Genomic DNA, 25,522 nt, shown 5'->3' with positions numbered 1-25,522 from the left:
ACGGGTCGGCGACTGAGATGCCCCGCTGGAGCGCACGACGGGTCACGCGCGGGCCGCGGCGGCCTGTCCGCCGGTGCCGCGCGCCCGCCGCACCAGGCGCGCCGTGCCGTTGCTGAGATCGTCCAGGATCGCGTAGATCGTCGGCAGGAACAGCAGGCTGACCACGGTCGAGAACGCCAGCCCGCCGGCGACCGCACGCGCCATCGGCGAGTACGCCAGGCCGCCGAGCACCACCGTGTTGCTCAGCGAGATCGGCACCATCGCCAGGATCGCGGTGCCCATCGTCATCAGGATCGGGCGCAGGCGCTCGCGGCTGCCCTCGACCAGCGCGTCGGTGCGGCTCATGCCGCGGCGGCGCAGGTTGTTGATGTGCTCGATCATGACGATCCCGTTGTTCACCACCACCCCCATCAGCACCAGGATGCCGATGAAGGCCATGATGGTGAACGAGGTGCCGGTGATCCAGAACAGCCAGAACACGCCGAAGATCGAGAACAGCACGCAGCTCATGATCGCCGCGGGGAACAGCAGCGACTCGAACACCGCCGCCATCACCACGTAGATCATCACCAGCGCCAGCACCAGGTTGAACAGCATCTGCTGCATCGCCTGCTGGTCGTCCTCGAAGCCGCTGCCGGAGAAGCTGTAGCCGTAGCCGGCCGGGAACGCGATGGCATCCAGCGTCTGCTCCATCGCCTTGCGCGCGTCCGGCATGGTGGCCTCGCCTTCCAGGTTCGCCTTGATCGCCAGCGTGGTCTGGCGGTCGGTGCGGCTGATGCGGTTGGCGGACGGCACCACGCCGATGTCGACCATCGCCAGCAACGGCACGCTGCGACCGTCGGGCGAGCGCACCATGAAGGTGGCGATGTCCTCGGCGCCGTAGTTCTCGGCGCCGGCGAAGCGCGCCCATACTGGCACCTCGCTCTCGCCGCGGCGGTACTCGCGCAGCTGGCTGCCGCGCAGGGCGAGGCCGACGAAGGTCGACACCTGCTCGGCGCTGAAGCCGAACGCCGCGGCGCGTTCGCGGTCGACGCGCACGGTCAGCTCGTCGTTGTGGTCGCCGATGTCGACCCGCACGTCGCGCAGCTCGGGGCGCCGCTCCAGGATCGGCACCACGTCGTCGCCGAGCGTGCGCAGCATCTGCGCGCTGTCGCCGACCAGCTGGACCTGGATGTTCTGGCCCATTCCGCCGTCACCGCCGTCGCCGCCGTTGTCGACACCGATCTCCGCGCGCGCGGACTTCGGCAGCGCCTTGCTGATCGCCTCGCCCAGGGGCCGCGTGTCCTTGACCGCATCGTCGAAGGTGAGCATGGTCCCGGCCCCGCCCTGCTCGCTGAACCAGGAGTAGATCTGGGTGATCCGGAACTCCTCGCGGCGCTCGTCGAGGAAGTTCTCGATCCGCGCCACCTCCTCGGACATCTGCGCCTTGGTATAGCTTCCCTTCCATTGGTAATAGAGGTTCAATTCGCCGGCGCTGCCGCCGCCGAACATGTCGAACCGGGTCAGCTTCATCGGCGCCACGCTCACGGCCACGATCAGCACGATGCCGGCCACGCTCCAGCCGCGGTGCTCCAGCGTCCAGCGCAGCACCGCGGCATAACGCTTCTGCATGCGCGGGATCAGGCCGCCGGGCTTGCTGACGGCGGGCGGAGTCTTCAACCGTGCCGACAGCATCGGGATCAGGCTCACCGCGACCAGCCAGGACGCCAGCAGCGACACCGAGATGGTGATCGCGATCTGCGCCATGAAGATGCTGATGTTGTTGGTCTCGCCCAGCAGGTTGGGCAAGAACACGATGCAGTGGCACAGGGTGCCGGCCGAGAGCGCGATGGCGACGTGCCGGGTGCCGACGATGGACGCGTACCACGGCCGGTCCGGGTAGCGCTCGCGCTCCTGGTAGATGCTCTCGACCACGACGACCGCGTTGTCGACCAGCATGCCGACCGCCAGCAACAGCCCCATCAGCGTGAGCACGTTGAGGGTGACGCCGAAGAAGTGCATGAAGCCCAGCGTCATGATGAAGCAGATCGGGATCGCCAGGGTCACCATCAGCGTCGACGGCCAGTGGCGCAGGAAGAAGAACAGCACCGCGATCGACAGGATCAGGCCGATCGCGCCGGCCTCGGCCAGCTCCAGCAACGAGCCGGTGACCTCCTCGCCCAGGTTCTGGATGACTTTCACTTCGATCCCGCGCAACCCGGGTTCGCCGCGCGCCGCGTCGATCTCGGCCAGCGCCGCCCGCGAGACCTCCACCAGGTTGGCGTCGCGTTCCTTGAAGATGTCGAGCCCGACCGCGGAACGGCCGTCGAGACGGCGGCCGTAATCCATGCGCGCCGGCCGGAAGTGCACCTCGGCCACGTCGCCCAGGCGCAGGCCGTTCTCGTTCAGCGACAGGTCGCGCAACTGCTGCAGGTCGGTGATCTCGCCGATCGGCTGCACCCGCAGCCGCCGCCCGCCGTCCTCGATCAGCCCGGCGGAGATGGAGAAATTGACCGCCTGCAGCCGCTCGGCCAGCGCGTTCAACTCCAGGTCGTGCGCGGTCAGCCGGTCCGGATCGATCGCGATCTCGACCTCGTTCGGCGGCGCACCGCTGATCTCGACCCGGGCCACGCCCGGCACCCGCTCCACGCGCCGCTTGAGCTGGCGGTCGATCAGGTCGTAGGCGCCGGTCAGGTCGGTCTCATCGGCCAGTCGCACGCGCAGCACCGGCTCGTCGCCGGTGGAGTACTTCCTGACGAAGTAGCGGCGGAAGTCGTCGGGCAGCTCGTCGCGGATCGCGTCGATGCGCTCGCGCGCGTCGGAAGCGGTGACGGCGATGTCGCGATCCCAGTCGGAGAACTCGATGAACACGAAGGCGCCGTCGGCGGTGGCATTGGCGCGCATGCGCTTGATGCCGTTCATCGTCGCCAGCGCCTCCTCCACCGGCCGCAGCACGTTCTGCTCCACCTCCTCCGGCGTGGACCCCGTGTAGGGCAACTGCACGAACAGGAACGGCGCCGAGACGTCCGGCAACGCCTCCAGCGGCAGCCGGAACGAGGCGATCAGCCCGACCACGCACAGCGACAGGAACAGCATCACCGTGGTGACCGGGCGCTTCAGGCTGAGCTCGGCGATGCTCATGCGTGCTCGGCTCCGCGTTCGCCGAAGCCTTCGTCCGCCTCGCTCCGGGCAGCGAGCCGCGCCCGCGCGCGACGCCCGCGCTCGACGTAGTGCGCGTCGCCGCGCCGGTCCAGCAGGTCGTACACGACCGGGATCACCAGCAGCGTCAGCAGGGTCGAGACCAGTAGGCCGCCGATCACCGTGATCGCCATCGGCGAGCGCACCTCGGCGCCCTCGCCGAACGCGAGCGCCAGCGGCAGGAAGCCGAACAGCGTGCACAGGGTCGTCATGACGATCGGCCGCAGGCGCGAGCGCGCGCCCTCCACCAGCGCCTCGCGCTTGGCCACGCCGGCCTCGCGCAGCTGGTTCACCTTGTCGATCAGGATGATGGCGTTCTTGACCACCAGGCCGACCATCAGGATCAGGCCGATGAACACCACCACCGAGATGGTGTTGCCGGTCACCAGCAGCGCCAGCACCGCGCCCACCAGCGCCAGCGGCACGGTGAACAGGATCACGAACGGATGCAGCAGCGACTCGAACTGCGACGCCATCACCAGGTAGACCAGGAAGATCGCCAGCCCGAACGCGAACAGCAGCGAACGCACCGAGTCCGCCAGTTCCTCGCCCTGCCCGCCGATGTGCAGGGCGATGCCGGCGCCGAGCCCGCGCCCGGCCCGGGTGTCCTCGGCCACCATCCGTTGCACGTCGTCGACCGCGCTGCCGAGGTCAACGCCGCGCAGGTTGGCCGAGACCACGGCGACCCGCACCTGGTCGGCGCGGTGAATCTCGCTGGGGCCGGTGGTGGCGACCACGTCGGCCACCGCAGACAGCCGCACCGGGCGCGCCGCCGCGGGGTTGACGATCAGGTTGCGGATGCGCTCGACCGAGTCGCGCTCGCCCTCGCGCGCGCGCACCAGTACGTCGATCTTGCGGTCGCGGAAGTTGTAGCGCGTGGCGACCTCGCCGCGCACCGCGCGCACCACGGCGTCGGCGACCTCGCGGGTGGTCAGGCCGAGCGCACCGGCGCGCGCCTGGTCGAACAGGATCTGCACCTCCGGCGCACCCTGCTCCACCGTCGACTTGACGTCGGCGTAGTTGGGATTGTCGCGCAGCAGCTGCGCCATGCGCTGCCCGGCAGCGGCGAGCGCGCCCAGATCCTGGCCGCGCAGTTCGATTTCCAGCGGCGTGGAGAAACTGAACAACGCCGGCCGGCTGAAGTCCACCTGCGCGCCCGGGTAGCGCGCCATCGTCGCGCGCAGGCGCTCGGTGATCTCCGCTTCCAGCCGGCGACTGCCGCCGTCGGCCATCACCACGGTCAGCTTGCCGATGTTCTCGCCGCTTTCGGTCGGGCTGGCGTCCAGCCGCGTGCCGCTGCCGCTCACGCCGAACAGGGCGGCGATGCCGTCCTCGTCGGCATGCGCGGCCTGCACCTCGCGCACCACGCGGTCGGTCTCGCGCAGCGGCGTGCCCGGCGGCAGCTTCACCGTCATCTCGAAGCGGTCCTGCGCCAGCTGCGGGATCAGGTCGGTCCCCAGCAGCGGCAATGCCAGCAGGCTGGCCGCGAAGGCGGCGGCGGCGATCGCCAGCACCAGTCCGGGACGCTGCAGCGCGCCCGGCAGTACCCGCAGGTAGTGGCGCTCCGCGCGTCCGTAGGGCGCCATTGCGATATCGCTCGCCTTGCGCATGACCGGCGATACCACCGCCACCAGCCCGCGCCACAGGCGGACCAGCAACCAGGTGATGCCGAACGCCACACCGCGCGCGCCGGCGCCGATGCCGCGCCCGGTGGCCGCCACCGGCTTCTGCCAGGTGCGCTGCGGGCGCCATTGCGGATGCGCCGGCTCGTCCGGGAACGCCATCGGCGCCCGGCCCTTGAGCGCGCTGAGCATCGGGATCAGCGTCATCGACACGATCAGCGAGATGCCCACCGCCAGCGCCACCGTCATCGCCTGGTCGCGGAACAGCTGCCCGGCGATGCCGTCGACGAACACCAGCGGCAGGAACACCGCGATGATGGTCAAGGTCGAGGCGACCACCGCCATGCCGACCTCGCGCGCGCCCTCGATCGCCGCCTCGAGGATGCCCAGGCCGCGCTCGCGCGCCTTGGCGATGCTCTCCAGCACCACGATCGAATCGTCCACCACCAGGCCGGTCGCCAGCGCCAGGCCGCTGAGCGACATCACGTTGAGGCCGAGCCCGAACTGGTCCATGAAGAAGAACGTGGTGACGATCGACACCGGCAGCGACAGGCCGACCACGAACGTGCTCCAGCCGCTGCGCAGGAACAGGAAGATGATCAGGACCGCCAGCGAGGCGCCCAGCACCGCGTCCACCTTGACGTCGGAGATCGCCGCGCGGATGAACTTGGACTGGTCGTCGATCACCGTCAGGTCCATGTCCGGCGGGACCTGTTCGCGGATCTGCGCCAGCCGCGCGTGCACCGCGTCCGCGGTGGCGACGGTGTTGGCGTCGCCCTCCTTGTAGATCGCCAGTTCCACCGCCTCGCGCCCGGCCAGGCGGATGATCGCCTCGCGCTCCTTGTAGCCCTGCCGCACCTCGGCGACGTCGCGCAGGCGCACCGGACGGCCTTCGGCCACCGCGCGGTCCGCGGTGGCCGCGGCGTTCTGCGCCGACATCGCCGCCGCCAGCACCTGCGCATCGCCGGTGGCGGCGGCGATGCGCGCCACGTCCGCGGCGCCCCCGCCTTCGCTGGCACCGGCCTGCGTGGCCACCAGCATCCCGCGGATCTCGTCCACGCTGGCGAACTGGTTGACGGTTCGCACCAGGTAGCGCTGCGTCCCCTGTTCCAGCCGTCCGCCGGACAGGTTGACGTTCTCCTGCTGCAGGCGCTGGATCACGTTCTCGACCGGCAGCCCGATGCGCGCGAGCTGCTGCAGGTCGAGCTCGACCTGGACCTCGTCCTCCAGTCCGCCACCGACCTTGACCGCCGCCACGCCGGGCACCGGCTCGAGCTTCTTCTTCAGGTCGTCGTCGGCGTAGCGGCGCAGTTCGGTCAGTCGCCGGATCTCGTCGCCCTCGCCCTGCGCGCTCAGTGCGATGCGCAGGATCGGCTCGGTCGAGGGATTGAAGCGCAGCAGTACCGGCGCCTGCACTTCGAACGGCAGCTCCAATGTTTCCAGCTTGTCGCGCACCTCCAGGCTGGCCTGGTCCATGTCGGTGCCCCAGGCGAACTCGAGCACGACGTCGCTCTGGCCGGTCCGAGAGACCGATTTCAGCTTGCGCAGGCCCTTGACCACGCCCAACGCCTCTTCGACCGGTTCGCTGATCAGCGTTTCGATCTCCGACGGCGCCGCGCCGGTGTACTCGGTGCGCACCGTCAGCGTCGGGTAGCTGAGGTCGGGCAGCAGGTTGACCTTGAGATCGCCGAGCGCGATCAGCCCGAACAGCAGGAAGCTGATCGTCACCATCGCCACCGTGACCCGGCGGCGGGTGGAGAATTCGATCACGCCGCCGCGCGCGACCGCCGCGGTGCCGGCACCGCCGGGCGGCGTGCCGTGGGGGTCCCCGATCGGAGCGCTCATTGCTTGTCGCCGCCGGCCTCGGCGGCGGCGGCCGAGGCCACCGCCGCGGCGGGCGCCCCGATCACCTGCACGTCGCTGCCGTCGCGCAATGCGACCTTGCCGGCGGTGACCACCGCATCGCCCGGCTCGAGCCCGCCGCGCACCTCGACGAAGGCGCCATCGGCATAGCCGGTCTCGATCGTGGTCCGCACCGCCTTGCCGTCGCGAACCACGTAGACCGCAGGCTCGCCTTCGTGGTCGAGCAGCGCCTGGCGCGGGATCGCCAGGGCATCGGCGCGGCGGTCGTAGTCGATGCGGATCCGGCCGAACATGCCCGGCTGCAGCGAACCGCCGCCCTCGAAGGCGCAGATCACGCGGAACGTGCCGCTGCCCGCATCGATCACCGGCGCGACGCGATCCACCCGCCCCTCGAAGGTCGCCCCGGGCAGCGCATCGACCTGCATGTGCACCGGCTGGCCGGCCTCGAGCGTCGCCAGCTCACGCTCGGGCACGTTGAGGGTGGTTTCCAGGCGCGAGTTGTCGACGATGCGCAGGATCGGCGAATTGATCTGCACGAAGTTGCCGGTCTTGATCGAGCGCGAGGCGATCACGCCGGAAATCGGCGCGGTCACGTTGGTGTAGGACAGTTCCAGCGCCGCCAGCCGGTAGGCGGCGCGCGCCTCCTCCAGGTCGTAGCGCAGCTGGTCGTGGTCGCCGGCGCTGATCAGCTGCTGCGCGGCCAGCTGGTCCGAACGCCGGAAGCTGTTCTCCAGCTTGCGCTTGCGCGCCTCGATCTGGGCGAGGTTGAGGCGGGCCCGATCCGGGTCGAGTCGCACCAGGGTCTGCCCGGCCTTGACGGTCTGCCCCTCTTCGACCAGCACCTGCAGGGCGACGCCGGAGGTCTTGGCGACCACCTGCGCCTCGGCCAGCGGCTCCAGCGAGGCGGTGCCGGTGTAGCTGGCGGCGACCGTGCGCCTGGCCACGGCGACGGTCTCCACCGGCACCGCCTGCACCTGCGCAGCCTCTCCCTCCTTGGCTTGCGCCTCTCCGCCACGGCCGCAACCGGTCAACGGCACCAGGCCGGCGAGCAGCAACAGCGCCAGCCATCGCCGACGGCCTGCAATCCAAGTGTTCGAGCGCATTTCGGAGGACCCCATTAGGTGTTGTAGTCATGTATATCACCAACCCCTCCGTCGGCCATCCGCCGAAGGTCATGGTGACCGGTGACCGGCCTGCGGTCGCCGCCGCGATCGGCTTCGATGTCGTACGGGAATTGGGTCGCGATCCGACGGCAGGCTATACTGTCGTGATCGCGCGCCGGGGATGTCCGCGCACGATCTTCCGGTTACAAGCCAAGCTCCATTCAGCCACCAGGATTGCGGAACCCCACATGACGCGACCGCTGCAACTCGCTGCCTGCATCGCCCTCGCCGCGCTTCCGTTCGCGGCCCTCGCCCAGGAGTCCGTCGCCGCGCCCGAGGCGGCCGACAGCACCGACGCCGGCTCCGCCGAAAACGGTCGCATGCTCACCTATACCTGCCAGGGCTGCCATGGCGTGGCCAACTACAAGAACGCCTACCCGAACTACCGGGTACCGAAGATCGGCGGACAATCGCAGGAATACCTGATCAATGCCCTGACCGAATACAAGCGCGGCACGCGCCGGCATCCGACCATGGAAGCCCAGGCCAGCAGCTTTTCCGACCAGGACATCGCCGACATCGCGGCGTTCCTGTCCAGCCTGAACCCGTGAGCCGCGTCGCCATGATCAACACCAAGCATTGCCTTTTCGTGTCCATCCTTGCCGCCTGCTCGGCGTTCGCCGCCTGTTCCGGCGGCGACGGCCACGACCCGAACGCCGAACAGCGTTCGTCTTCCGCCGGCCTGCCGAAGGGCCGCATCGAGGCCGGCGAACAGCAGGCCAACACCAAGGGCGCGGCGACCGGCCAGTCCTGCATCGACTGCCACGGCGCCGACGGCAACGAGCCGCTGGATGCGACGTATCCCAAGCTCGGGGGGCAGTACGCCGACTACCTGGCCCACGCGCTGCAGGAATACCGCAACGGCAACCGCGAGCACGCGCTGATGTCGAACCAGGCCCAGGACCTGACCGACCAGCAGATCGCCGATCTCGCCGCCTACTTCGGCTCGCGCCCCTCCCAGATCCGCGACCTGAGCGGCGCGCACTGACGCCGGTCGCCGCACCCTGGTAGGAGCGCCCCGCAGGGGCGCGACCATCGTCTCCGGGTACCCCCGGTCGCGCCCCTGCGGGGCGCTCCTACGGGATCGCGGACTCAATCCCCGAGGCTGTCGGGGTCCTCGAACAGCTCGCGCTTGAAGGGCACGTCGGGCGGCGGCCGTGCCTCGGCCTCGACGTCCTGCATGTTGGGATCGGTGATGCTGCAGCCGCCCGCCAGCGCGAGGGTGATGACGTCGCAGCGAATGGTCTTGGTGGTGCCCGGGATCGGGATCAGCACGGTCCTGATGCTGCGCCGGACCCACTCCTCGAGCAGCGTTTCGTTCGGCACCCAGAAGCGGTCGAAGCTGGTCGGCTCGTAGTCGGTCGGCGGACGCTTGAGCCAGGTGCCCATGCGGTCGATCTTCTCGAAGTCCTCGGTGATCGTGCCCGGCGGCAACCCGCCGCCCACCCGCGCCGTCCCTTCCGGCAGCCGTGGGCTGCCGTCGGCGTTGAACAGGCTGGACGTGCCCTGCTGCCCGCCCGGCTGTTCGCGCGCGGAGTCGCCCCAGTCGTCGCCCCGCCGCGGGGTCTGCCACGCCCCCGGTGCCGGGGTCTGCGCTGCGCCGCTGCCCGCGGCGGGGGCCGCCGGCCGGGTGCCGCCGGCCGTCTCGGACGCGATCGACGGGGATGGCGGCGCGCCCTCCCCCGCGGGTTGCGTTGCGGCGGCCGCGGACCGCTCCGCCGCATCCGCGTCGGCCGCGCGCTCGCCCGCTGCGGGCCGCAGCGGAATCTCGCGCGTGCGGATCCGTCGCGCCTCGCGCTGCAGGTCCGGCGCCGCGACGGCCGGCGCCTCGAGTTCCGGCGTACGTATGCGCGGCAGCGGCGCGGCGATCTCGCGCTCGACCAGGTCCACCGGCGGCTGCTCGAGATCGGGCACCTCGACCGGCGCCTGCGGCAGCGGCCGCGTGGGCGGCGTCGGCAGGTCCGGGATCTCCACCACCTCGATGTCGCGGCTGCGCACCGGCACCTCCGGCATCTCGATCCGCGGTTGCGCCAGTTCCGGCGAACGTGGCGGCGGTGCCACGAAGCGCATGTCCGGCTGCGAGGTCTCGGTCACCGCCAGCGGCTGCTCGACCGGCGGCGGCGACGGCAGCGGCGGCGTCGGTTCGGAGCGCGCCACCGACGGCGGGGGCAGCGACGGCTGCGACGACGGCCGCGGCGGCTCGGCAGGCGCGGGCGAGGCGGAGCGCTCCGCGTCCTCGACGACCTGCGCGGTCTGCGGCGGACCGCCGCCCGCTTCCTCTTCCGCCGTGCCGGCGCCGATGAACGTCACCTCCACCACGTGCTCGCCGCGCTGCGCCGGCTGCGGCATCAGCATGAAGCGTGCGTGCATCAGCCAGACCAGCAGCACCACGAACACGACGTGGAGCACCAGGCTCAGCACCGTCGCCGACACGCGCAGCCAGCGCTCGTCCTCGCTGGCCGGGTGCCACTGCTGGCGCCACAGCGCGGTGAACGCCTGCCACCGGTTCAACTGCACCCAGCCCGGCGCCGCCACCGGCTCGCGCTGCAGCATGACCGCGACGATCTCCGGCGCGGGCGCACCGGTCACCGCGCCGGCCTCGGCGCCCATCGATTCGAACCAGGCCCGCCAGGCCGGCGGGAATTCGCCGCTCGGCGGCGGCGGCCTGATCGAGCGGCGCATGCGCCGGCGCAGCGCTTCGATCAGGTCGGCGGAGGTGAACACTCGCGCCGGTGTCCGCTCAGGCCGCGTCGCGCGGAACGTAAGGCGCCGTACCGGTGTCGTGGTCGGTGGCGTCGCGCACCGCGGTCACGCCGGGCACCTTCTCCATCAGCGTCTTCTCGATGCCCTGCTTGAGGGTGACGTCGGCCAGGCCGCAGCCGTGGCAGCCACCGCCGAACCGCAGCACCACTACGCCCTCCGCGGTGACCTCGACCACCGACACGTGGCCGCCATGTTGCGCCAGTTGCGGGTTGATCTCGAACTCCACCAGCCAGCGCACCCGTTCCACCAGCGATGCCGACGCATCCGGCGTCTCGCCCTTGATCTTCGGCGCGCGGATCTGCAGCTGCCCGCCGGTGGCCTGGGTGGTGTAGTCGATCAGCGCGCCGTCGAGGAACTTCACGCTGCCGGCGTCCAGCCACAGGGTGAAGCCCTCGCAATCGACCGCCCATTCGTCGCCCTGCAGTTCGCCGGGCTCGGCGAATTCGAGGCGCACGTCGGCGCGTGCGGTGCCGGGATGGACCGCCGACAGCCGCACGCCGAGGCCGGGCAGCGCCTCGCGTTCGATCAACCTGCGGAAATGGGCCTGCGCATTGTCGGAGATCTCGATCATGTCCCGTATTCTATCCGTCCCGCCTCACGCTTTTCGAACGCCGGCGAAGCGAGAATGCCCGCCGTTCGACTGACGTTCTGCCAGGAAACCGCCCATGTCCGATCTCGTCCCCCTCGACCAGGCCCGCTGCGTACCGCGCAAGGGCAGCGAACACCGGCTCAACGAGGCCCGTATCCGCGAGCTGTTGCCGGAGGTGCCGGAGTGGGACCTGGCCGAGGACGGACGCGCCTTGACCCGCACCTTCCGCTTCGACGACTACCACCGAACCATGGCGTTCGTGAACGCGCTGGCCTGGATCGCGCATCGCGAGGACCATCATCCCGACCTCGGCGTCCACTACGACCGCTGCGTGGTGCGCTACTCCACCCACGACGTCGGCGGCCTGTCCGAGAACGACTTCATCTGCGCCGCCAAGGCCGACGCGCTGCTGCGCTGACGGCATCCCGTGCCCCTGGCACCGATGCCCCTGTAGGAGGGGCTTGGGGCCCCGACTGTGCGCGGTCCGACGGTAAATGCTCCTCTCTGCCGCTGTTTGCCTTCGCAACGCGCGGCGGCGCGTTCATCGCGGTCGCCGCCGACAGGGTTGCCTGGCGCGGGGCTGAAGCCCCTCCTACAGAAGACGGGGCGGGGGTCGGTCTAGGTGAGCGCGTCCAGCACGGTCGCCAGGTCCGGCGGCAGCGGCGTGTGCAGCACGTACGGCGCCCGCCCCTGGTCGAGCGCGAACTCCAGCGAGGCCGCATGCAGGCACATCCGCCGCATCCCGGCCCGCTCGCGCAGGCGGCGGTTGGCATCGGCGTCGCCGTACTTGTCGTCGCCGGCGACCGGATGGCCGATATGCCGCGCATGGACGCGGATCTGGTGGGTGCGTCCGGTGGCGATCCGGACCTCGCACCAGGAATGGCCGCCGCGACGCTCGAGTACCTTGAAATGGCTCAGCGAAGGCTTGCCGGCGGCGTTGACCTGCACATGGCGCTCGCCGCCCTGGCGCAGGCCCACGTGGAGCGGCGCGTCGACGCTCATCCTTCCGTCGGGCATGCGCCCGACCAGCAGCGCCAGGTAACGCTTGGCGATACCGTCGTCGGTCCGCATCAGCGCCTGCAGTTCGGTCAGCGCCGAGCGCTTCTTCGCCACCAGCAGCAGCCCGGAGGTGTCGCGATCAAGGCGATGCACCAGTTCCAGGGTCGCGTCGGGCCGCAGCGCGCGCAGGGTCTCGATGGCGCCGAAACTGATCCCGCTGCCGCCGTGGCTGGCCAGCCCGACCGGCTTGTTCAGCGCCAGCAGGCGCGCATCCTCGAACACGATCGCGGCTTCGACCGCGGCCAGCAGGCCCTTCGCCGGGCTGCCCCGCTGCGCGGGATCCTCCAGGCGCACCGGCGGGATCCGGATCTCGTCGCCGTCCTCGAGCTTGCGCTCGGCCTTGGCGCGGCCGCCGTTGACCCGTACCTGGCCGGAGCGGACCAGCTTGTACACCAGGCTGCGCGGCGCCCCCTTCAGCTGGCCGAGCAGGAAGTTGTCGAGCCGCTGTCCGGCGCGGTCGGCCGGCACCCGCACCGTGCGGGCACCGCCGGACCGGGGCGCCTGGGAATCTGAATGGGTCATGGGCGGTTTTGATCTGCTACACTCACCGCGCGAGATAAGGGTCTGATTTCGCAGGGAGTTGTCCCGCGTGCCGCCCTGGCGGCAAGCAACCGGACAAACCGGGCCGAAAGCCCACCTCCCGCGATCCCGATGCAGCGCGCGGCCACCGCCCCCGGGGCGGACATGTTAGCGGCTCAGCGGCAGCCCCGGCCATCGCCCGGTCCCTCGGGGTCGGAGTTGAACATGTCCCGCGCGGCGCCCACGCCAACGCCGAAAGCCGCCGCCGGCCCTGCAACAGATTGAACTGAAAACAAAAGCGCTCCCGCGGCCTGCCGTGGTGTTGCAGCGCTGGAAAACCTGAAGCCGCGCCGCGGCGCGGGGCGGTCCATCGCCCTGCCGAGGACCCACGAGGGTCCGCCGGCGCAGTTGGCAGTCTCCAGAGGCGAAACGCCCACGGCGTTCCGCGCGGTAGCAGCGCGCGAGGAACGCAACATGAAACGCATGCTGATCAACGCGACGCAGGCCGAAGAGCTGCGCGTCGCCATCGTCGACGGCCAGACGCTCTACGACATCGATATCGAACAGCCGTCGCAGGAACAGAAGAAGTCCAACATCTACAAGGGCCGCATCACCCGGCTCGAACCTTCCCTGGAAGCGGCCTTCGTCGAGTACGGCGCCGAGCGCCACGGCTTCCTGCCACTGAAGGAAATCTCCCGCGACTACTACCAGTCCGGCGTCGACCACCGCAACGCCGGGATCAAGGAACTGCTGCGCGAAGGCCAGGAGGTCGTGGTCCAGGTCGAGAAGGAGGAGCGCGGCAACAAGGGCGCCGCCCTGACCACGTTCATCTCGCTGGCCGGCCGCTACATGGTGCTGATGCCGAACTCGCCCACCGCCGGCGGCGTCTCGCGCCGGATCGAGGGCGACGACCGCGTCGCGCTCAAGGAGGCGATGGACAAGCTGAACATCCCCGACGAGATGGGGGTGATCATCCGCACCGCCGGCGTCGGCCGCGACGCCGAGGAGCTGCAGTGGGACCTGGACTACCTGCTCAGCATCTGGCGCGCGATCGCCGAGGCGGCGCTGGGCAAGCCGTCGCCGTTCCTGATCTACCAGGAGTCGCGCCTGATCACCCGCGCCCTGCGCGACTACATGCGCGCCGACATCGGCGAGATCCTGGTCGACGACGACAAGATGTACGCCGAGGCGCGCGAGTTCGTCGAGCAGGTGATGCCGCACAACCTGCGCAAGCTCAAGCACTACACCGACGACGTCCCGCTGTTCAACCGCTTCCAGATCGAGTCGCAGATCGAGAACGCCTACGAGCGCACCATCCGCCTGCCGTCCGGCGGCGCGCTGGTGATCGACCAGACCGAGGCGCTGACCGCGGTCGACGTCAACTCGGCGCGCGCCACCAAGGGCGGCGACATCGAGGAGACCGCGTTCCACACCAACCTGGAGGCCGCCGACGAGGTCGCCCGCCAGCTGCGCCTGCGCGACCTCGGCGGGCTGGTGGTGATCGACTTCATCGACATGTCGTCCAACAAGCACCAGCGCGAGGTCGAGAACCGGCTGCAGAACGCGCTCAAGCACGACCGCGCGCGCGTGCAGCTGGGCCGGATCTCCAAGTTCGGCCTGCTGGAGATGTCGCGCCAGCGCCTGCGAGCCAGCCTGGGCGAATCCAGCCAGATCGTCTGCCCGCGCTGCGAGGGCCACGGCCGCATGCGCAGCATCGAGTCGCTGTCGCTGTCGATCCTGCGCGTGGCCGAGGAGCACGCGATGAAGGACAACACCGGCCAGGTGCTGGTGCAGGCCCCGACCGAGATCGCCAACTACCTGCTCAACGAGAAGCGCCGCGCGCTGGCCGAGATCGAGGGCCGCCACGACGCGCCGATCGTGATCGTCGCCGACGACCAGCTGCAGACCCCGCACTACGAGGTCACCCGCATCCGCGAGAACGAACTCGGCGAGGAAACCAGCAAGCCCAGCTACCAGCGCGGCACGCCGCGCAGGCTGGCGACGATCGCGCTGAACAAGTCCAACCTCAACGTGCCGCCACCGGCCGCGGTGACCAACGTGCAGCCCGTCCGCCCCGCCCCGATTCGCGAGCCGCGCGAGGAACCGGTGCCCGTCGCGCCGCCGGCCCCGGCCCCGGCGGCGCCTGCGAGCGGCGGCTTCATGGCCTGGCTCAAGAGCGTGTTCGCGGCGCAGCCGGCGGCCGACACGGCCACGCCGACGTCGCAGCGTGCGTCCTCGCACGGCAGCCGCACCGGCCAGAGCGACCGCGGCGAGCGTTCCGGACAGCGCCGCAGTGGCGGTCGCCAGGGGCGTGACGGCAAGCGCCGGGACGAGCCGCGGCGCGGCCAGAAGCAGGAGACCAAGCAGGCGCGCGAGGACAAGCCGCAGGCCGACAAGGCCCAGCAGCCCGCGCCGCAGAAGCAGGAGCCGCAGGCATCGAAGCCGCAGCGGCAGTCCAGGCGCCAGGGCGGCAAGGGACAGGGTCGCGGCGAGCCGCGCCGCGCGACCGCAGCGGCCGACGAGGCCACGGTCGACAGCAACGCACGCGCCGAGCGCGACGATGCCGCCGCGGCGGCCGCTGCCAAGCCGTCCGCTGCGGCCGTCGAAACGATCCGCGACGAGGCCCCGCAGGCCGCGGCGGCGGCCGCCAGGGAAGAGGCCGGAGCCGACGACAAGGCGACCGCCAATACCGTCGCCGGGGAGGAAGGAAGCCAGTCCGCCGGCGAGGCCGGTGGTCGCCGCCGCCGCGGACGCCGCGGCGGCCGTCGCCGTCGTCGCGGTGGCGGCGATGCCGACGCGGCTGCAGCCGACCTCGACGAGGCCGGTTCGGAGCCGATGGCGGCGGTCGACGACAGCCAGCCGGAGTTCGATTTCGACGATATGCCGAAGCCGAAGCCATCGCCGGCGCGCAAGCCGGAAGCCGCGGCGGCGGCGGTCGCAGCTGCCGGTGCCGCCACGCAGCCGGAAGCGGAAAACGCGGCCGACGGGAATGCGCCAGCGTTGCCCGCACCCGACAGCGCTGCGGGCGAGCAGGCGCCGAAGCCCGCGTCGGTCATGGCCGCACCGGAGGCCGTGGAAGACCGCGGGGCGCCCCCCGCCGAAGCCACTCCGGAAGCGGCGGAGCCCGCTGCCGAAGCCCCCGCCCCCGCTGCACCGCCGGTCGTCGCGGCGTCGACGCCGGCGCCTGCACCTGCCGCGCCGGCGACCGAGTCGGCGCCGGCTGCACCGGACGAGGCAGCCGCGGAACCCCGGCCCGTCGTTCCCGCGACCGTGACCGAGCACTCGATGCCGGCGTCATCGGCCCCGGCCGAGACGGCATCCGAGCGCGCGGCGCAGAGTGCCGAACCGGCGGCGCCGTCGGAACCGGCACGTACGCCAGGCCTGTTCGACAGCGTCGCGCCGGCACCGGGCGAAGCCGCCGCCGAAGCCCTCGCGGATGATGGGGCGGAGCAGGAAGAAAAGGCGTCCGGGGAAGACGAGGCGGCGGAAGCGGCCGATCCCGATCGGGACGAACGCTTCCGCAGCGCCTGACGCAGCAGGTCCCGCGCAGGCGCCTACAGCGTCTGCGCGGGATCGCTCAATCCGTACTGGCTGGCCAGCCGCGCCAGCGCGATCGTGTCGCTGATCTGCAACTTGTCGAACATGCGCGTCTTGTGCGTGTTGACCGTCTTCGCGCTCACGCTGAGCCGCTTGGCGATCTGCTCCTGCCGCAATCCCTGCATCAGCAGCATGGCGATCTCGAGTTCGCGCGCCGACAGCATGTCGAACGGGCTGTCGACGCCGTCGAGCCCCGACAGCGCCAGGTTCTGCGCGATGCTGCTCGACAGGTAGCGCTTGCCCGCCGACACCGAGCGCACCGCGCGCAGCAGTTCGCCGGCATCGCCGCCCTTGCCGACGTAGCCCGACGCGCCCGCCTCGATCAGGCGCTTGGGCATCGGCCCGTCCTCGAGCACCGACACCACGATCACGCGCGGGCCGTAGTCGCCCTTGACGATGCGTTCGGTCACCTCGAGTCCGCTGACGCCCGGCAGATGCAGGTCGCACAGCACCACGTCCGGCTTGAGCCTGCGGATCTCGGGCAGTGCCGCCTCACCGCTTTCGGCCTCGCCGACCACTTCGATGTCGGACTCGCCGGCCAGAATCATGCGCATTCCCGTACGCACGAGCGCATGGTCGTCCACCATGTAGATACGGATGGTCATCCCTGTCCCTGCCCCTTAGCTCTGGTCCCCACTGGAGGCTAGCGCCGGCGCTGCATGCCCGCAAGAGTGTAAGCGCATTCATGCCGGCCGCCGGCCCCGTCGCGAGCCGCGGTCGCGGCGTGGTTCGCGCGCCGGTCAGACCAGTTCGATGTCCAGCAGCAGCATCAGCACGAAGCCGAGCATCAGGCCCGCGGTGGCGGACGCCTCGTGGCCCTTGCGGTGCGACTCAGGAATGATCTCGTGGCTGATGACGAACAGCATCGCGCCCGCCGCGAACGCGAGCCCCCAGGGCAGCAACAGCTTCGAAACGCCGATCACCATCGCCGCGAACACCGCCGCCATCGGCTCGACGATGCCCGACAGCATGCCGATGCTGATCGCGGTGGCGCGGCGGTATCCGGCGGCGATCAGCGCCACGGCCACCACCAGTCCTTCCGGGATGTCCTGGATGGCGATGCCGGTCGCCAGCGTGCTCGCGTTCGCCGCGTGCGATCCGGCGTAGGCGACGCCGATCGCCAAACCTTCCGGGATGTTGTGCAGCACGATCGCGAACACGAACAGCCAGCTGCGGCGCAGCGTCTGCGCGCGCTGGCCCTCGACCCCCTTGATGAAGTGCTCGTGCGGCACCCAGCGCTCGACCAGCAGCAGCACCGCGGCGCCGAGCAGTATCCCGCCGCCGACGATCGCGCCCGCGCCCCAGGCGCCGGTGCCCTCGGCACGCGCGACTTCGATGCCGGGCACGATCAACGAGAACGACACCGCCGCCAGCATCACCCCGGCGCCGAACCCGAACAGGCTGTCGAGCACGCGGTCGGACAGGCGCTGCGAGAACCACACCGGCAGCGTGCCGAGCGCAGTCGCGACCGCCGCCATCGAACCGGCCAGGAACGCCTCGAACACCGGCTCCGGGTACTGCGACTGCAGCATCCGCCAGAACGATTGCAGCATCGCGAACAACCCCAGCACCACGATGCCCAGACCGAGCAGTCGTCGCAGCGTGGCGGGCGGCGGCAGGTGCGGCGCATGCATGCGCGGATGATCGCATCATTCGGCCATCGCGGCGCACGCCGCGATCGGGCAGACTGGCGGCTTCCTGCACCGGGAACATCCGAACATGCGCGACCCGTACCGCCAACTTGCCGCCGCCTTCGCCGCCTTCGCGCTGCTGGTCGCATGCGACCGATCCGCCACCGACGGAAACCGGCAACCGGTCGCAACAGCCACCGCACCGGCCGGCGCCGGCGACGGCTGGCGTTCGGACCTCGCCGCGATCGCGAGCGCCGGCGACAACGCCGCTCGCCTGGGCGCGATCCGGCAGCGCCTGCAGGCGATCGGCCTGGCGCCGGCGGAAACCGCCTTCGACGGCGGCGGCCGCTCCGGGACCAACCTGACCGCCGCCGTCAGCGGCGGCGACGGTGCGCCATTGCTGCTGCTCGGCGCGCATGCCGATCGCGTCGACCAGGGCGACGGCGCCACCGACAACGCCTCCGGCGCCGCGGTCGTCCTGGCGCTTGCGCAGCGCCTGCGCGAGCGGCCGCTCGCCCACCACCGCGTCGCGGTCGCCTTCTGGGACCTGGAGGAAGCCGGCCTGCTCGGCTCCAGGGCCTACGTCGCCGAAGGCGGCGAACGCCCCGCGCTCTACGTCAACTTCGACGTCTTCGGCTGGGGCGACACGCTGTGGATGATGACGCCGGACCCCGCACACCGGCTGGTCGCCGACAGCGCCGCGGCGGCCGCGGCCGCCGGGACCGGGTTCGCCCCGGGCGAGCAGTACCCGCCCACCGACCACCGCGCCTTCCTCGAGGCTGGCTGGCCGGCGGTGTCCTACTCGCTGGTCGGCGGCGACGAGATCCCCTCGATCCTCGCCATGTACGACGGCAAGCGCCCGGACCCGCTGCCGAAGGTGATGCGGGTCATCCATTCGCCAGACGACACCATCGACCAGGTCGACCCGGCCGCCGCGGCGCGGGGCATCGACGTCGTCGAGGACGCGCTGCGGCGCTGGGATGCGGGCACGGCGCCCGACTGAGGACGGCGGAAGCCAGCCGGATTGATGATGGGGGGCTGAATGGACGAGAGCATCCTTGCCGCGGATTGACGCGGAAAACCGCGGATAAAACCCACCAGCAACGCTTCGGCTGGTCGAATCGCTTCCACGACCAGGCTGCGAAAGGAGTGAAGCCGGCCTTCACGTCTTCGTTCGATCCGTCTTATCGGCGTCTATCCGCGCCGATCCGTGGCAGAAGGCTCTTCGACCCATCCGTTGCGAGGGTTCCCGCCCGGTTCGACGCTTCTCCGCAGCATCGCAAAACGCCCCTCGCGGGGCGCCTGCCGGTGCGGACGTGGCGGAGAGAGTGGGATTCGAACCCACGGTGGCATCGCTGCCACGCCGGTTTTCAAGACCGGTGCCTTAAACCGCTCGGCCATCTCTCCGTTGTCCGAAGCGCGGGATACCGCGTCTACCCGCGTCAGCGGATTGTCGCATGCGTCGCCGCCGGGGCCTCCTCGCGCTGCTGGGCGGCCAGCTTGCCCTGCTCGATCTCCGGCGTCTTGCCGCAGTGCTTGCAGTTGAGGCTCGACTCCTCGATCAGCGGCGGCAATGCCTCGGCGAGATGATCGATGAACACGCGCACCGCCGGCAACAGGCCGCGGCGCGAGGCGAACACCGCGTGGGCGATGCCCTGCGGCAGGCGCCAGTCCGGCAGCACCACCTCGAACTCGCCGCTGCGCACCGCGTCCGCGCACAGGGTTTCCGGCAGCATGGTGATGCCCAGGCCCTGCCGCGCCAGCGCCATCAGCATCGGGAAATCGAACCCGGACACGCGCGGCTTGAGCTCGACCCGGCTGACCTGGCCGTCGCTGCCCTGCAGGTCCCAGCGCTGACGCACCTCGTCCTCGCCCATGGTCATGGTGGTGTGGTCCTTCAACTCGTCCGGCGTGCGCGGGCGACCGGCGCGATCGAGGTACTTCGGGCTGGCGACCAGCAGTTCCTGGATCTGGCCGAAGCTGCGCATGATCAGGCTGCCGTCGTCGTCGAGCTTGGAGCGCACGCGGATGGCGACGTCGAAACCTTCGTTGATGACGTCGACGCGACGGTTGCTGACGTGCATCTGCACCCGCACCTGCGGGTACTTGGCGAGGAAGTCCGGCAGCAGCTTGGGCATCGACTGCTGGGCGATGCCCACCGGCACGCTGACCCGCACCACCCCGCGCGGTTCGGCGCTGAGGCGGTCGACCACCTCGCGCGCCGCCGAGGCCTCGGCCAGCATCGACTGCGCGTGCCGGTAGACGCTCTGGCCGACGTCGGTGACGGCGAAGCGCCGCGTGGAACGCTGCAGCAGGCGGACGCCGAGATCGTTCTCCAACTGGCTGATGCGCCGGCTCAGGCGCGACTTGGGAATGCCCAGCGCCCGCTCCGCCGCCGCGAAACCGCCGTGCTCGACGACCACGGCGAAATAGTAGAGATCGTTGAGGTCCTGCATGAGCGATTCCCATCAATAGAACGATGCGTGGCATTAAAGCATGTTTATCCCACACGGGCAACGACCTAGATTGGCCTCGTCGCGGCGACGCCGCCCACCTGAAGGAAAGCTGCCATGAACCTGCTGCACATCGACTCCAGCGTCTCGGGCGCCGCCTCGGTCACCCGTTCCCTCACCGCTTCCATCGTCGCACCGTGGCTCGACTGCCCCGAGAGCCACCGGATCGTCTACCGCGATCTCGACGCCGCGCCGATCGCGCATTTGCAGGGCGCGGCGCTGGCGGGCGACGATGCGGCGGCGGCCGCCGAAGCCGAACGCACGCTGCAGGAGTTCCTCGAGGCCGAGGTGATCATGCTCGGGGCGCCGATGTACAACTTCGGCATTCCATCCACGCTCAAGGCCTGGATCGACCGGATCGCGGTCGCCGGCAAGACCTTCCGCTACACCTCCGAGGGGCCGCAAGGGCTGGCCGGCGGCAAGCGCGTGATCGTCGCGGTCGGCAGCGGCGGCCAGCATGCCGGCGCGCCCAGCGACTTCATCGAGCCGTACCTGCGCCTCGTGTTCGGTTTCCTGGGCATCGACGACATCCACTTCGTCCGCGCCGAGGGCGTGGCGCTGTCGGCGCAACATCGCGAGCAGGCGCTGGCGGCGGCACGCGCGTCGATTCCGGCGCCGGCGCCGCTGCGGCTGGCGGCCTGAGGGCGGATTCCCTAGGCGTCCGGCCAGCGACGACCGAGATCGGTGGATCCGCCTGCCGGGCGGCGCGATGTGGGAGCGACGGAAGTCGCGACCCGACGGTTCCCGGCAAGGCCGTCGCGACTTCCGTCGCTCCCACAAAGGCAAGGGCAGGCGACGCCCAGGTTCAGGAGATGCGTTCGATGCCGCCCATGTACGGCCGCAGCGCCTCCGGGATTTCGATGCCGCCGTCGGCCTGCTGGTAGTTCTCCATCACCGCGATCAGGGCACGGCCGACCGCCACGCCCGAGCCGTTGAGGGTGTGCAGCAGTTCCGGCCTGCCGCTGTCGGGATTGCGCCAGCGCGCCTGCATGCGGCGGGACTGGAAGTCGCCGCAGTTGGAGACCGAGGAGATCTCGCGGTAGCCGTCCTGCGACGGCAGCCACACCTCGAGGTCGTAGGTCCTGCGCGCGGCGAAGCCCATGTCGCCGCTGCACAACAGCATCTTCCGGTACGGCAGGTCGAGCTTCTCCAGCACGACCTCGGCACAACGGGTCATGCGCTCGTGCTCGGCGTCGCTGTCGTCCGGCCGCGTTGCCGCGACCAGTTCGACCTTCTCGAACTGGTGCTGGCGGATCATGCCGCGGGTGTCGCGGCCGTGGCTGCCGGCCTCGGCGCGGAAGCACATCGTGTGCGCGGTCATCCGGAGCGGCAGCCGCTCGGCGTCGACGATCTCGTCGCGGACCAGGTTCGTCAGCGGAACCTCGGCTGTTGGGATCAGGTAACGCCGGCCGTCTCCCACCGCCGTGGCGAACAGGTCCTCCTCGAACTTCGGCAGCTGGCCGGTGCCGGTCATCGCCTCGGCGTTGACCAGCAGCGGCACGTTGGTTTCCTGGTAGCCGTGCTCGCCGGCGTGCAGATCCAGCATGAACTGCGCCAGCGCACGGTGCAGGCGCGCCAGCCGGCCACGCAGCACGGTGAAACGGGCGCCGGACAGCTTGGCCGCGGCATCGCCGTCGAGCCAGCCGTCGCGCGCGCCGAGTTCCACGTGGTCCTTCGGCGCGAAGCCTTCCGCCGCGAAATCGCGCGGCGCGCCCCAGCGCTTCTGTTCGACGTTGCCGCGCTCGTCCTCGCCCACCGGCACGCCGTCGTCGGGCAGGTTGGGGATGCCGAGCGCGATCGCGTCGAGCTCGCCCCTGAGCGCATCCAGCCGCTCCTCGCCGGCCTTCAGCTCCTCGCCGAAGCCGGCCACCTCCGCCAGCAGCGGCGCGATGTCTTCGCCCCTGGCCTTGGCCTGGCCGATCGCCTTGCTGCGGGTGTTGCGCAGGTTCTGCAGTTCCTGGGTGCGGACCTGCAACTGCTTGCGCTCGCGCTCGAGCGCACGCAATGCCTCCGCATCGAGCACGAAACCGCGCGACTCGCGCAGGCGACGGGCAAGTGCATCCGGGTCGTTGCGCAGCAGGTTGGGGTCGAGCATGAGGGCTTCGCGTGATGAATGGAATGCGATTATCGCCCGAGAGCGCCGCGGATGCCGCCATCGCGTCCGAGCCGCTGTGCCAGAATGCGCCACGACTTTCCATCGGTGCGCAGGATGTCCTCTCCCGATCCCGACCGTCGTCCCGGAGGCGGCCCCCGCGTGCTGTTGCCCGCACGCGCCTGGTGGATCATCGCCGCCGCCTTCGCGATCGGCCTGCTGTTGTCCGGCCTGTTGTGGTTCGGGTTGCGCGGCGAGCGCGCGGACGCACCCGCCGCCGTCACTACGCCCGCCGATGCCGCGGACGCGAACGCGAGCGGACTGCCGGCCCCGCAACCGACCGGTTCGGCCGACCGGGACGGCGCCAGCGGTATGGAGGAGCCGGACCCTGGAGCGCGGCCGCGGCTGGTGGAGCGGCCTGCGATGCAGCCGCCGCCGCCGGATGCACCGGAATCCATCGACGGGGAACCGGCCACGACCGCAACGGCCACGCGCGCTCCCCTGGCGGTGGACGCACCGGCGCCGCGCTATCCCTCGGCCGCGCTCAGAAGCGGGGAATCGGGCGAAGTGGTGCTGCGGGTGCGGGTCGGCATCGACGGCAGCGCCGGTGAGGTGGAGATCGTCCGCAGCAGCAGTTCGCGTGCGCTCGATCGCGCCGCAGTCGCGGCGGTGCGCCGCTGGCGGTTCCAGCCGGCATTGCGCGACGGCCAGCCGGTGCCCGGAATGGTCCAGGTGCCGATCGTCTTCAATCCCGCACGCTGAGGCTTGCGGTGCAGCGAGGCATGGCGGCCCGCCAGGCGCCGGTCTGCGCCTTCGTTAAATCCGCGTCGACGGCATCGTGACGCGGCCGCGACAAGCGCTGTGGAACGCTCATGGCGTCATCCTGAACAGGGGTACGACGATGTCCGACCCGATGAACCGCCCGAACCCGACCTCTCCGCCACCGCCGCCACCGCCGCCCGAGGAGCCGCGCAAGAGTTCCAGCCCCCTGGTGTGGATCCTGCTGCTGATCGCGCTGATCGCCGTCGGCTGGTATTTCTATGCGCAACGCGATACCGCGGACGCACCGGTCGAACCGGAAACGCCGATCGGCGAGCCCGCTGAAATCGGTGACGGCACGCCGCCGCCGCCCGCCAGCGAGCGCGAGGCGCCCGCGGCCGCGCCCGAACCAAGCACCGGCACCACCCCACCGGCGACCCGCCCGGCCGACCCGATCGAGCGCGTCGAGCCGAGCTATCCGCCGACCGCGTTGCGGGCGCAGGAGGAAGGCACGGTGCTGCTGCGCGTACAGGTCGACGCCCAAGGCAATCCCACCGAGGTCGACGTCGCCCGCAGCAGCCGCTCGCGCGAGCTCGACCGCGCCGCGCGCGACGCGGTCCGCCGGTGGAAATTCAGCCCCGCGATGGAGAACGGCCAGGCCGTGGCCTCGACGGTGGAGGTGCCGATCGATTTCCGCATGGACAGGCAGTAGACCCCGGGCATGCGGTCGGGCGACGGCGTTCCTCCATCGCTTGGCCGCATGGGCATGGGTCAGGTCTCGACCGCCTCCAGCCCGAAGCCGGCGCTGCGCGCCAGCGTGTCGAAGCCCGGGAACGATGTCGCCACGTTGGCGACATCGCCGATCGTCACCGCGTCCGCCGCGCACTGCGCCGCGACCGCGAACGCCATGGCCACGCGGTGGTCGCCGTGGCTGCCGACCGCTCCGCCCCGCAGCCGGCCGCCGTGGATGACGGCGCCGTCCGGCGTCTCGTCGACGCGGACGCCCAGCGTGCGCAGGCCGCCGGCGACGGTGGCGATGCGGTCCGATTCCTTGACCCGCAGTTCGGAGGCGCCGCTGACCGTGGTGACGCCTTCGGCGCAGGCCGCGGCCACGAACAGCACCGGGAACTCGTCGATCATGTCGGCCACGTGCTCGCGCGGGACGGCGATGCCGCGCAGCGGCGCGTGCCGCACCCGCAGGTCGGCGACCGGTTCGCCGCCCTGCTCGTCCGCGTGCGCCTCGACGATGTCCGCGCCCATCGCCCGCAGCACGCGCAGCAGCCCGGTGCGACGGGGATTCATGCCGACCCGGCGCAGGCACAGCTCGGAACCGGGGACCAGGCTCGCCGCGACCAGGAAGAACGCCGCCGAGGAGAAGTCCGCAGGCACCGAGACGTCGGTGGCGCGCAGGCGGTGGCCGCCGGACAGGCGCGCGATCCCCGGCGAGAACACGACCGGCCAGCCGAATGCCGCGAGCATCCGCTCGCTGTAGTCGCGGGTCGGCTGCGGCTCGCGCACGACGGTCTCTCCGTTCGCGTACAGCCCCGCCAGCAGGAGCGCGGACTTGACCTGCGCACTGGCTATTTTTGAATTGAATTCAACGGCTTGCAGATCCTTGTTCGCGTGGATCATCAATGGCGGCCGGCCGTCCGCTCCGGTCTCGATGCGGGCGCCCATCCGCGCCAGCGGCTCGGTGACCCGCCGCATCGGGCGCTGCGACAGCGACGCGTCGCCGACCAGGACCGAATCGAAGCCCTGCCCGGCCAGCAGTCCGCTCAACAGCCGCATCGCGGTGCCGGCATTGCCGCAGTCCAGCGGCTGCGTGGACGGCTGCAGACCGTCGAGGCCGACGCCGTGCACGACGCGAACGCCGGGCGCCGGCGTCTCGATGCGCACGCCCAACTGCCGGAAGATCGCCTCGGTGGCGCGCGCGTCCTCGCCCTCCAGGAATCCCTCGATGCGCGACGCGCCGTCGGCCAGCGACGCCAGCATGATCGCCCGGTGCGAAACCGACTTGTCGCCCGGCACCGTCAGCTCGCCGCGCAGCGGCCTGCCGCGGGCGGCGATCCAGCCCTGCTGCCGCTCTCGCCGCATCACCTGTCGCACCTCGAAAGCGGTTCGGCCGCGGATGAACGCGGGTGAACGCGGATAGGGCGGCTCGATGTCTTCTTTTCC

Annotated in this window: 19 protein-coding genes and 1 tRNA gene; 8 read left to right on the top strand and 12 right to left on the bottom strand. The window is 70.8% G+C overall.

Features of this window, described 5'->3' with window-relative positions; all coding sequences use genetic code 11:
• Nucleotides 1-42 precede the first annotated feature (42 nt).
• The 3 genes from U3649_RS11680 to U3649_RS11670 are packed head-to-tail and all read right to left on the bottom strand — an operon-like array spanning nucleotide 43 to nucleotide 7,765.
• Nucleotides 43-3,120 (bottom strand): efflux RND transporter permease subunit, encoded by a 3,078-nt coding sequence (locus U3649_RS11680; RefSeq protein WP_407351499.1) that lies wholly within the window; start codon nucleotides 3,118-3,120, stop codon nucleotides 43-45.
• A complete protein-coding gene (locus U3649_RS11675) occupies nucleotides 3,117-6,644 on the bottom strand; it encodes an efflux RND transporter permease subunit (protein WP_407351498.1) in 3,528 nt (1,175 codons plus the stop codon). The genes U3649_RS11680 and U3649_RS11675 overlap by 4 nt, the downstream gene beginning before the upstream one ends.
• On the bottom strand, nucleotides 6,641-7,765 hold the full coding sequence (locus tag U3649_RS11670; RefSeq protein ID WP_407351497.1) for an efflux RND transporter periplasmic adaptor subunit: 1,125 nt from the start codon (nucleotides 7,763-7,765) through the stop codon (nucleotides 6,641-6,643). Before U3649_RS11670 ends, U3649_RS11675 begins: the two co-directional genes overlap by 4 nt.
• A gap of 248 nt (nucleotides 7,766-8,013) precedes the next feature.
• Here U3649_RS11670 and U3649_RS11665 point away from each other — a divergent pair, with 248 nt between their 5' ends.
• Together U3649_RS11665 and U3649_RS11660 are read left to right on the top strand one after the other, a co-directional pair.
• Nucleotides 8,014-8,376 carry a c-type cytochrome gene (locus tag U3649_RS11665; protein ID WP_407354603.1) on the top strand — a complete coding sequence of 121 codons (363 nt, stop codon included), beginning with the start codon at nucleotides 8,014-8,016 and terminating at the stop codon, nucleotides 8,374-8,376.
• A gap of 11 nt (nucleotides 8,377-8,387) precedes the next feature.
• Nucleotides 8,388-8,813 (top strand): c-type cytochrome, encoded by a 426-nt coding sequence (locus U3649_RS11660; protein WP_407354602.1) that lies wholly within the window; start codon nucleotides 8,388-8,390, stop codon nucleotides 8,811-8,813.
• A gap of 104 nt (nucleotides 8,814-8,917) precedes the next feature.
• Here U3649_RS11660 and U3649_RS11655 read toward each other — a convergent pair whose 3' ends face one another.
• Together U3649_RS11655 and U3649_RS11650 are read right to left on the bottom strand one after the other, a co-directional pair.
• Entirely contained in the window at nucleotides 8,918-10,549 is a 1,632-nt protein-coding gene (locus U3649_RS11655; protein ID WP_407351496.1) for a hypothetical protein, read from the bottom strand.
• A 16-nt stretch (nucleotides 10,550-10,565) separates the two neighbouring features.
• A complete protein-coding gene (locus U3649_RS11650) occupies nucleotides 10,566-11,159 on the bottom strand; it encodes an NfuA family Fe-S biogenesis protein (RefSeq protein WP_407351495.1) in 594 nt (197 codons plus the stop codon).
• 94 nt (nucleotides 11,160-11,253) lie between these two features.
• Between U3649_RS11650 and U3649_RS11645 the strand changes: the two genes are divergently transcribed.
• Nucleotides 11,254-11,595, top strand: a complete 342-nt coding sequence (locus U3649_RS11645) for a 4a-hydroxytetrahydrobiopterin dehydratase (protein ID WP_407351494.1) — start codon at nucleotides 11,254-11,256, stop codon at nucleotides 11,593-11,595.
• 200 nt (nucleotides 11,596-11,795) lie between these two features.
• On the opposite strand, the gene U3649_RS11640 is transcribed toward U3649_RS11645, so the two are convergent.
• On the bottom strand, nucleotides 11,796-12,758 hold the full coding sequence (locus tag U3649_RS11640; RefSeq protein WP_407351493.1) for an RluA family pseudouridine synthase: 963 nt from the start codon (nucleotides 12,756-12,758) through the stop codon (nucleotides 11,796-11,798).
• Between the two features lie 471 nt (nucleotides 12,759-13,229).
• Between U3649_RS11640 and U3649_RS11635 the strand changes: the two genes are divergently transcribed.
• Complete coding sequence (locus U3649_RS11635) at nucleotides 13,230-16,286, top strand: ribonuclease E/G (protein WP_407351492.1); 3,057 nt, start codon at nucleotides 13,230-13,232, stop codon at nucleotides 16,284-16,286.
• Nucleotides 16,287-16,309: 23 nt separating this feature from the next.
• Here U3649_RS11635 and U3649_RS11630 read toward each other — a convergent pair whose 3' ends face one another.
• Together U3649_RS11630 and U3649_RS11625 are read right to left on the bottom strand one after the other, a co-directional pair.
• A complete protein-coding gene (locus U3649_RS11630; RefSeq protein WP_407351491.1) occupies nucleotides 16,310-16,957 on the bottom strand; it encodes a response regulator in 648 nt (215 codons plus the stop codon).
• Nucleotides 16,958-17,092: 135 nt separating this feature from the next.
• Nucleotides 17,093-17,986 (bottom strand): ZIP family metal transporter, encoded by an 894-nt coding sequence (locus U3649_RS11625; protein WP_407351490.1) that lies wholly within the window; start codon nucleotides 17,984-17,986, stop codon nucleotides 17,093-17,095.
• 85 nt (nucleotides 17,987-18,071) lie between these two features.
• On the opposite strand from U3649_RS11625, the gene U3649_RS11620 reads away from it, so the two are divergent.
• Entirely contained in the window at nucleotides 18,072-18,986 is a 915-nt protein-coding gene (locus U3649_RS11620) for a M28 family metallopeptidase (protein WP_407351489.1), read from the top strand.
• Between the two features lie 314 nt (nucleotides 18,987-19,300).
• Here the strand turns inward: U3649_RS11620 and U3649_RS11615 are convergent.
• Nucleotides 19,301-19,390 (bottom strand) — tRNA-Ser (locus tag U3649_RS11615).
• A 35-nt stretch (nucleotides 19,391-19,425) separates the two neighbouring features.
• Complete coding sequence (locus U3649_RS11610) at nucleotides 19,426-20,439, bottom strand: LysR family transcriptional regulator (protein ID WP_407351488.1); 1,014 nt, start codon at nucleotides 20,437-20,439, stop codon at nucleotides 19,426-19,428.
• A gap of 114 nt (nucleotides 20,440-20,553) precedes the next feature.
• Here U3649_RS11610 and U3649_RS11605 point away from each other — a divergent pair, with 114 nt between their 5' ends.
• Complete coding sequence (locus U3649_RS11605; protein ID WP_407351487.1) at nucleotides 20,554-21,138, top strand: FMN-dependent NADH-azoreductase; 585 nt, start codon at nucleotides 20,554-20,556, stop codon at nucleotides 21,136-21,138.
• Between the two features lie 163 nt (nucleotides 21,139-21,301).
• Here the strand turns inward: U3649_RS11605 and serS are convergent, their stop codons facing one another.
• A complete protein-coding gene (gene serS / locus U3649_RS11600; RefSeq protein ID WP_407351486.1) occupies nucleotides 21,302-22,591 on the bottom strand; it encodes a serine--tRNA ligase in 1,290 nt (429 codons plus the stop codon).
• 159 nt (nucleotides 22,592-22,750) lie between these two features.
• Between serS and U3649_RS11595 the strand changes: the two genes are divergently transcribed.
• Both U3649_RS11595 and U3649_RS11590 read left to right on the top strand, forming a co-directional pair.
• Entirely contained in the window at nucleotides 22,751-23,350 is a 600-nt protein-coding gene (locus tag U3649_RS11595) for an energy transducer TonB (RefSeq protein ID WP_407351485.1), read from the top strand.
• 151 nt (nucleotides 23,351-23,501) lie between these two features.
• Nucleotides 23,502-24,059: a TonB family protein gene (locus U3649_RS11590; RefSeq protein ID WP_407351484.1), complete on the top strand. Its 558-nt coding sequence runs from the start codon at nucleotides 23,502-23,504 to the stop codon at nucleotides 24,057-24,059.
• A gap of 59 nt (nucleotides 24,060-24,118) precedes the next feature.
• Here U3649_RS11590 and aroA read toward each other — a convergent pair whose 3' ends face one another.
• The gene (gene aroA, locus U3649_RS11585) at nucleotides 24,119-25,441 is read right to left on the bottom strand and encodes a 3-phosphoshikimate 1-carboxyvinyltransferase (protein ID WP_407351483.1); all 1,323 of its coding nucleotides are present in this window, start codon (nucleotides 25,439-25,441) and stop codon (nucleotides 24,119-24,121) included.
• Nucleotides 25,442-25,522 lie beyond the last annotated feature (81 nt).

The sequence above is a fragment of the Luteimonas sp. R10 genome (assembly GCF_045689605.1).
Taxonomy (GTDB): Bacteria; Pseudomonadota; Gammaproteobacteria; order Xanthomonadales; family Xanthomonadaceae; genus Luteimonas.
This window is presented reverse-complemented; position numbering and strand designations above follow the sequence as displayed.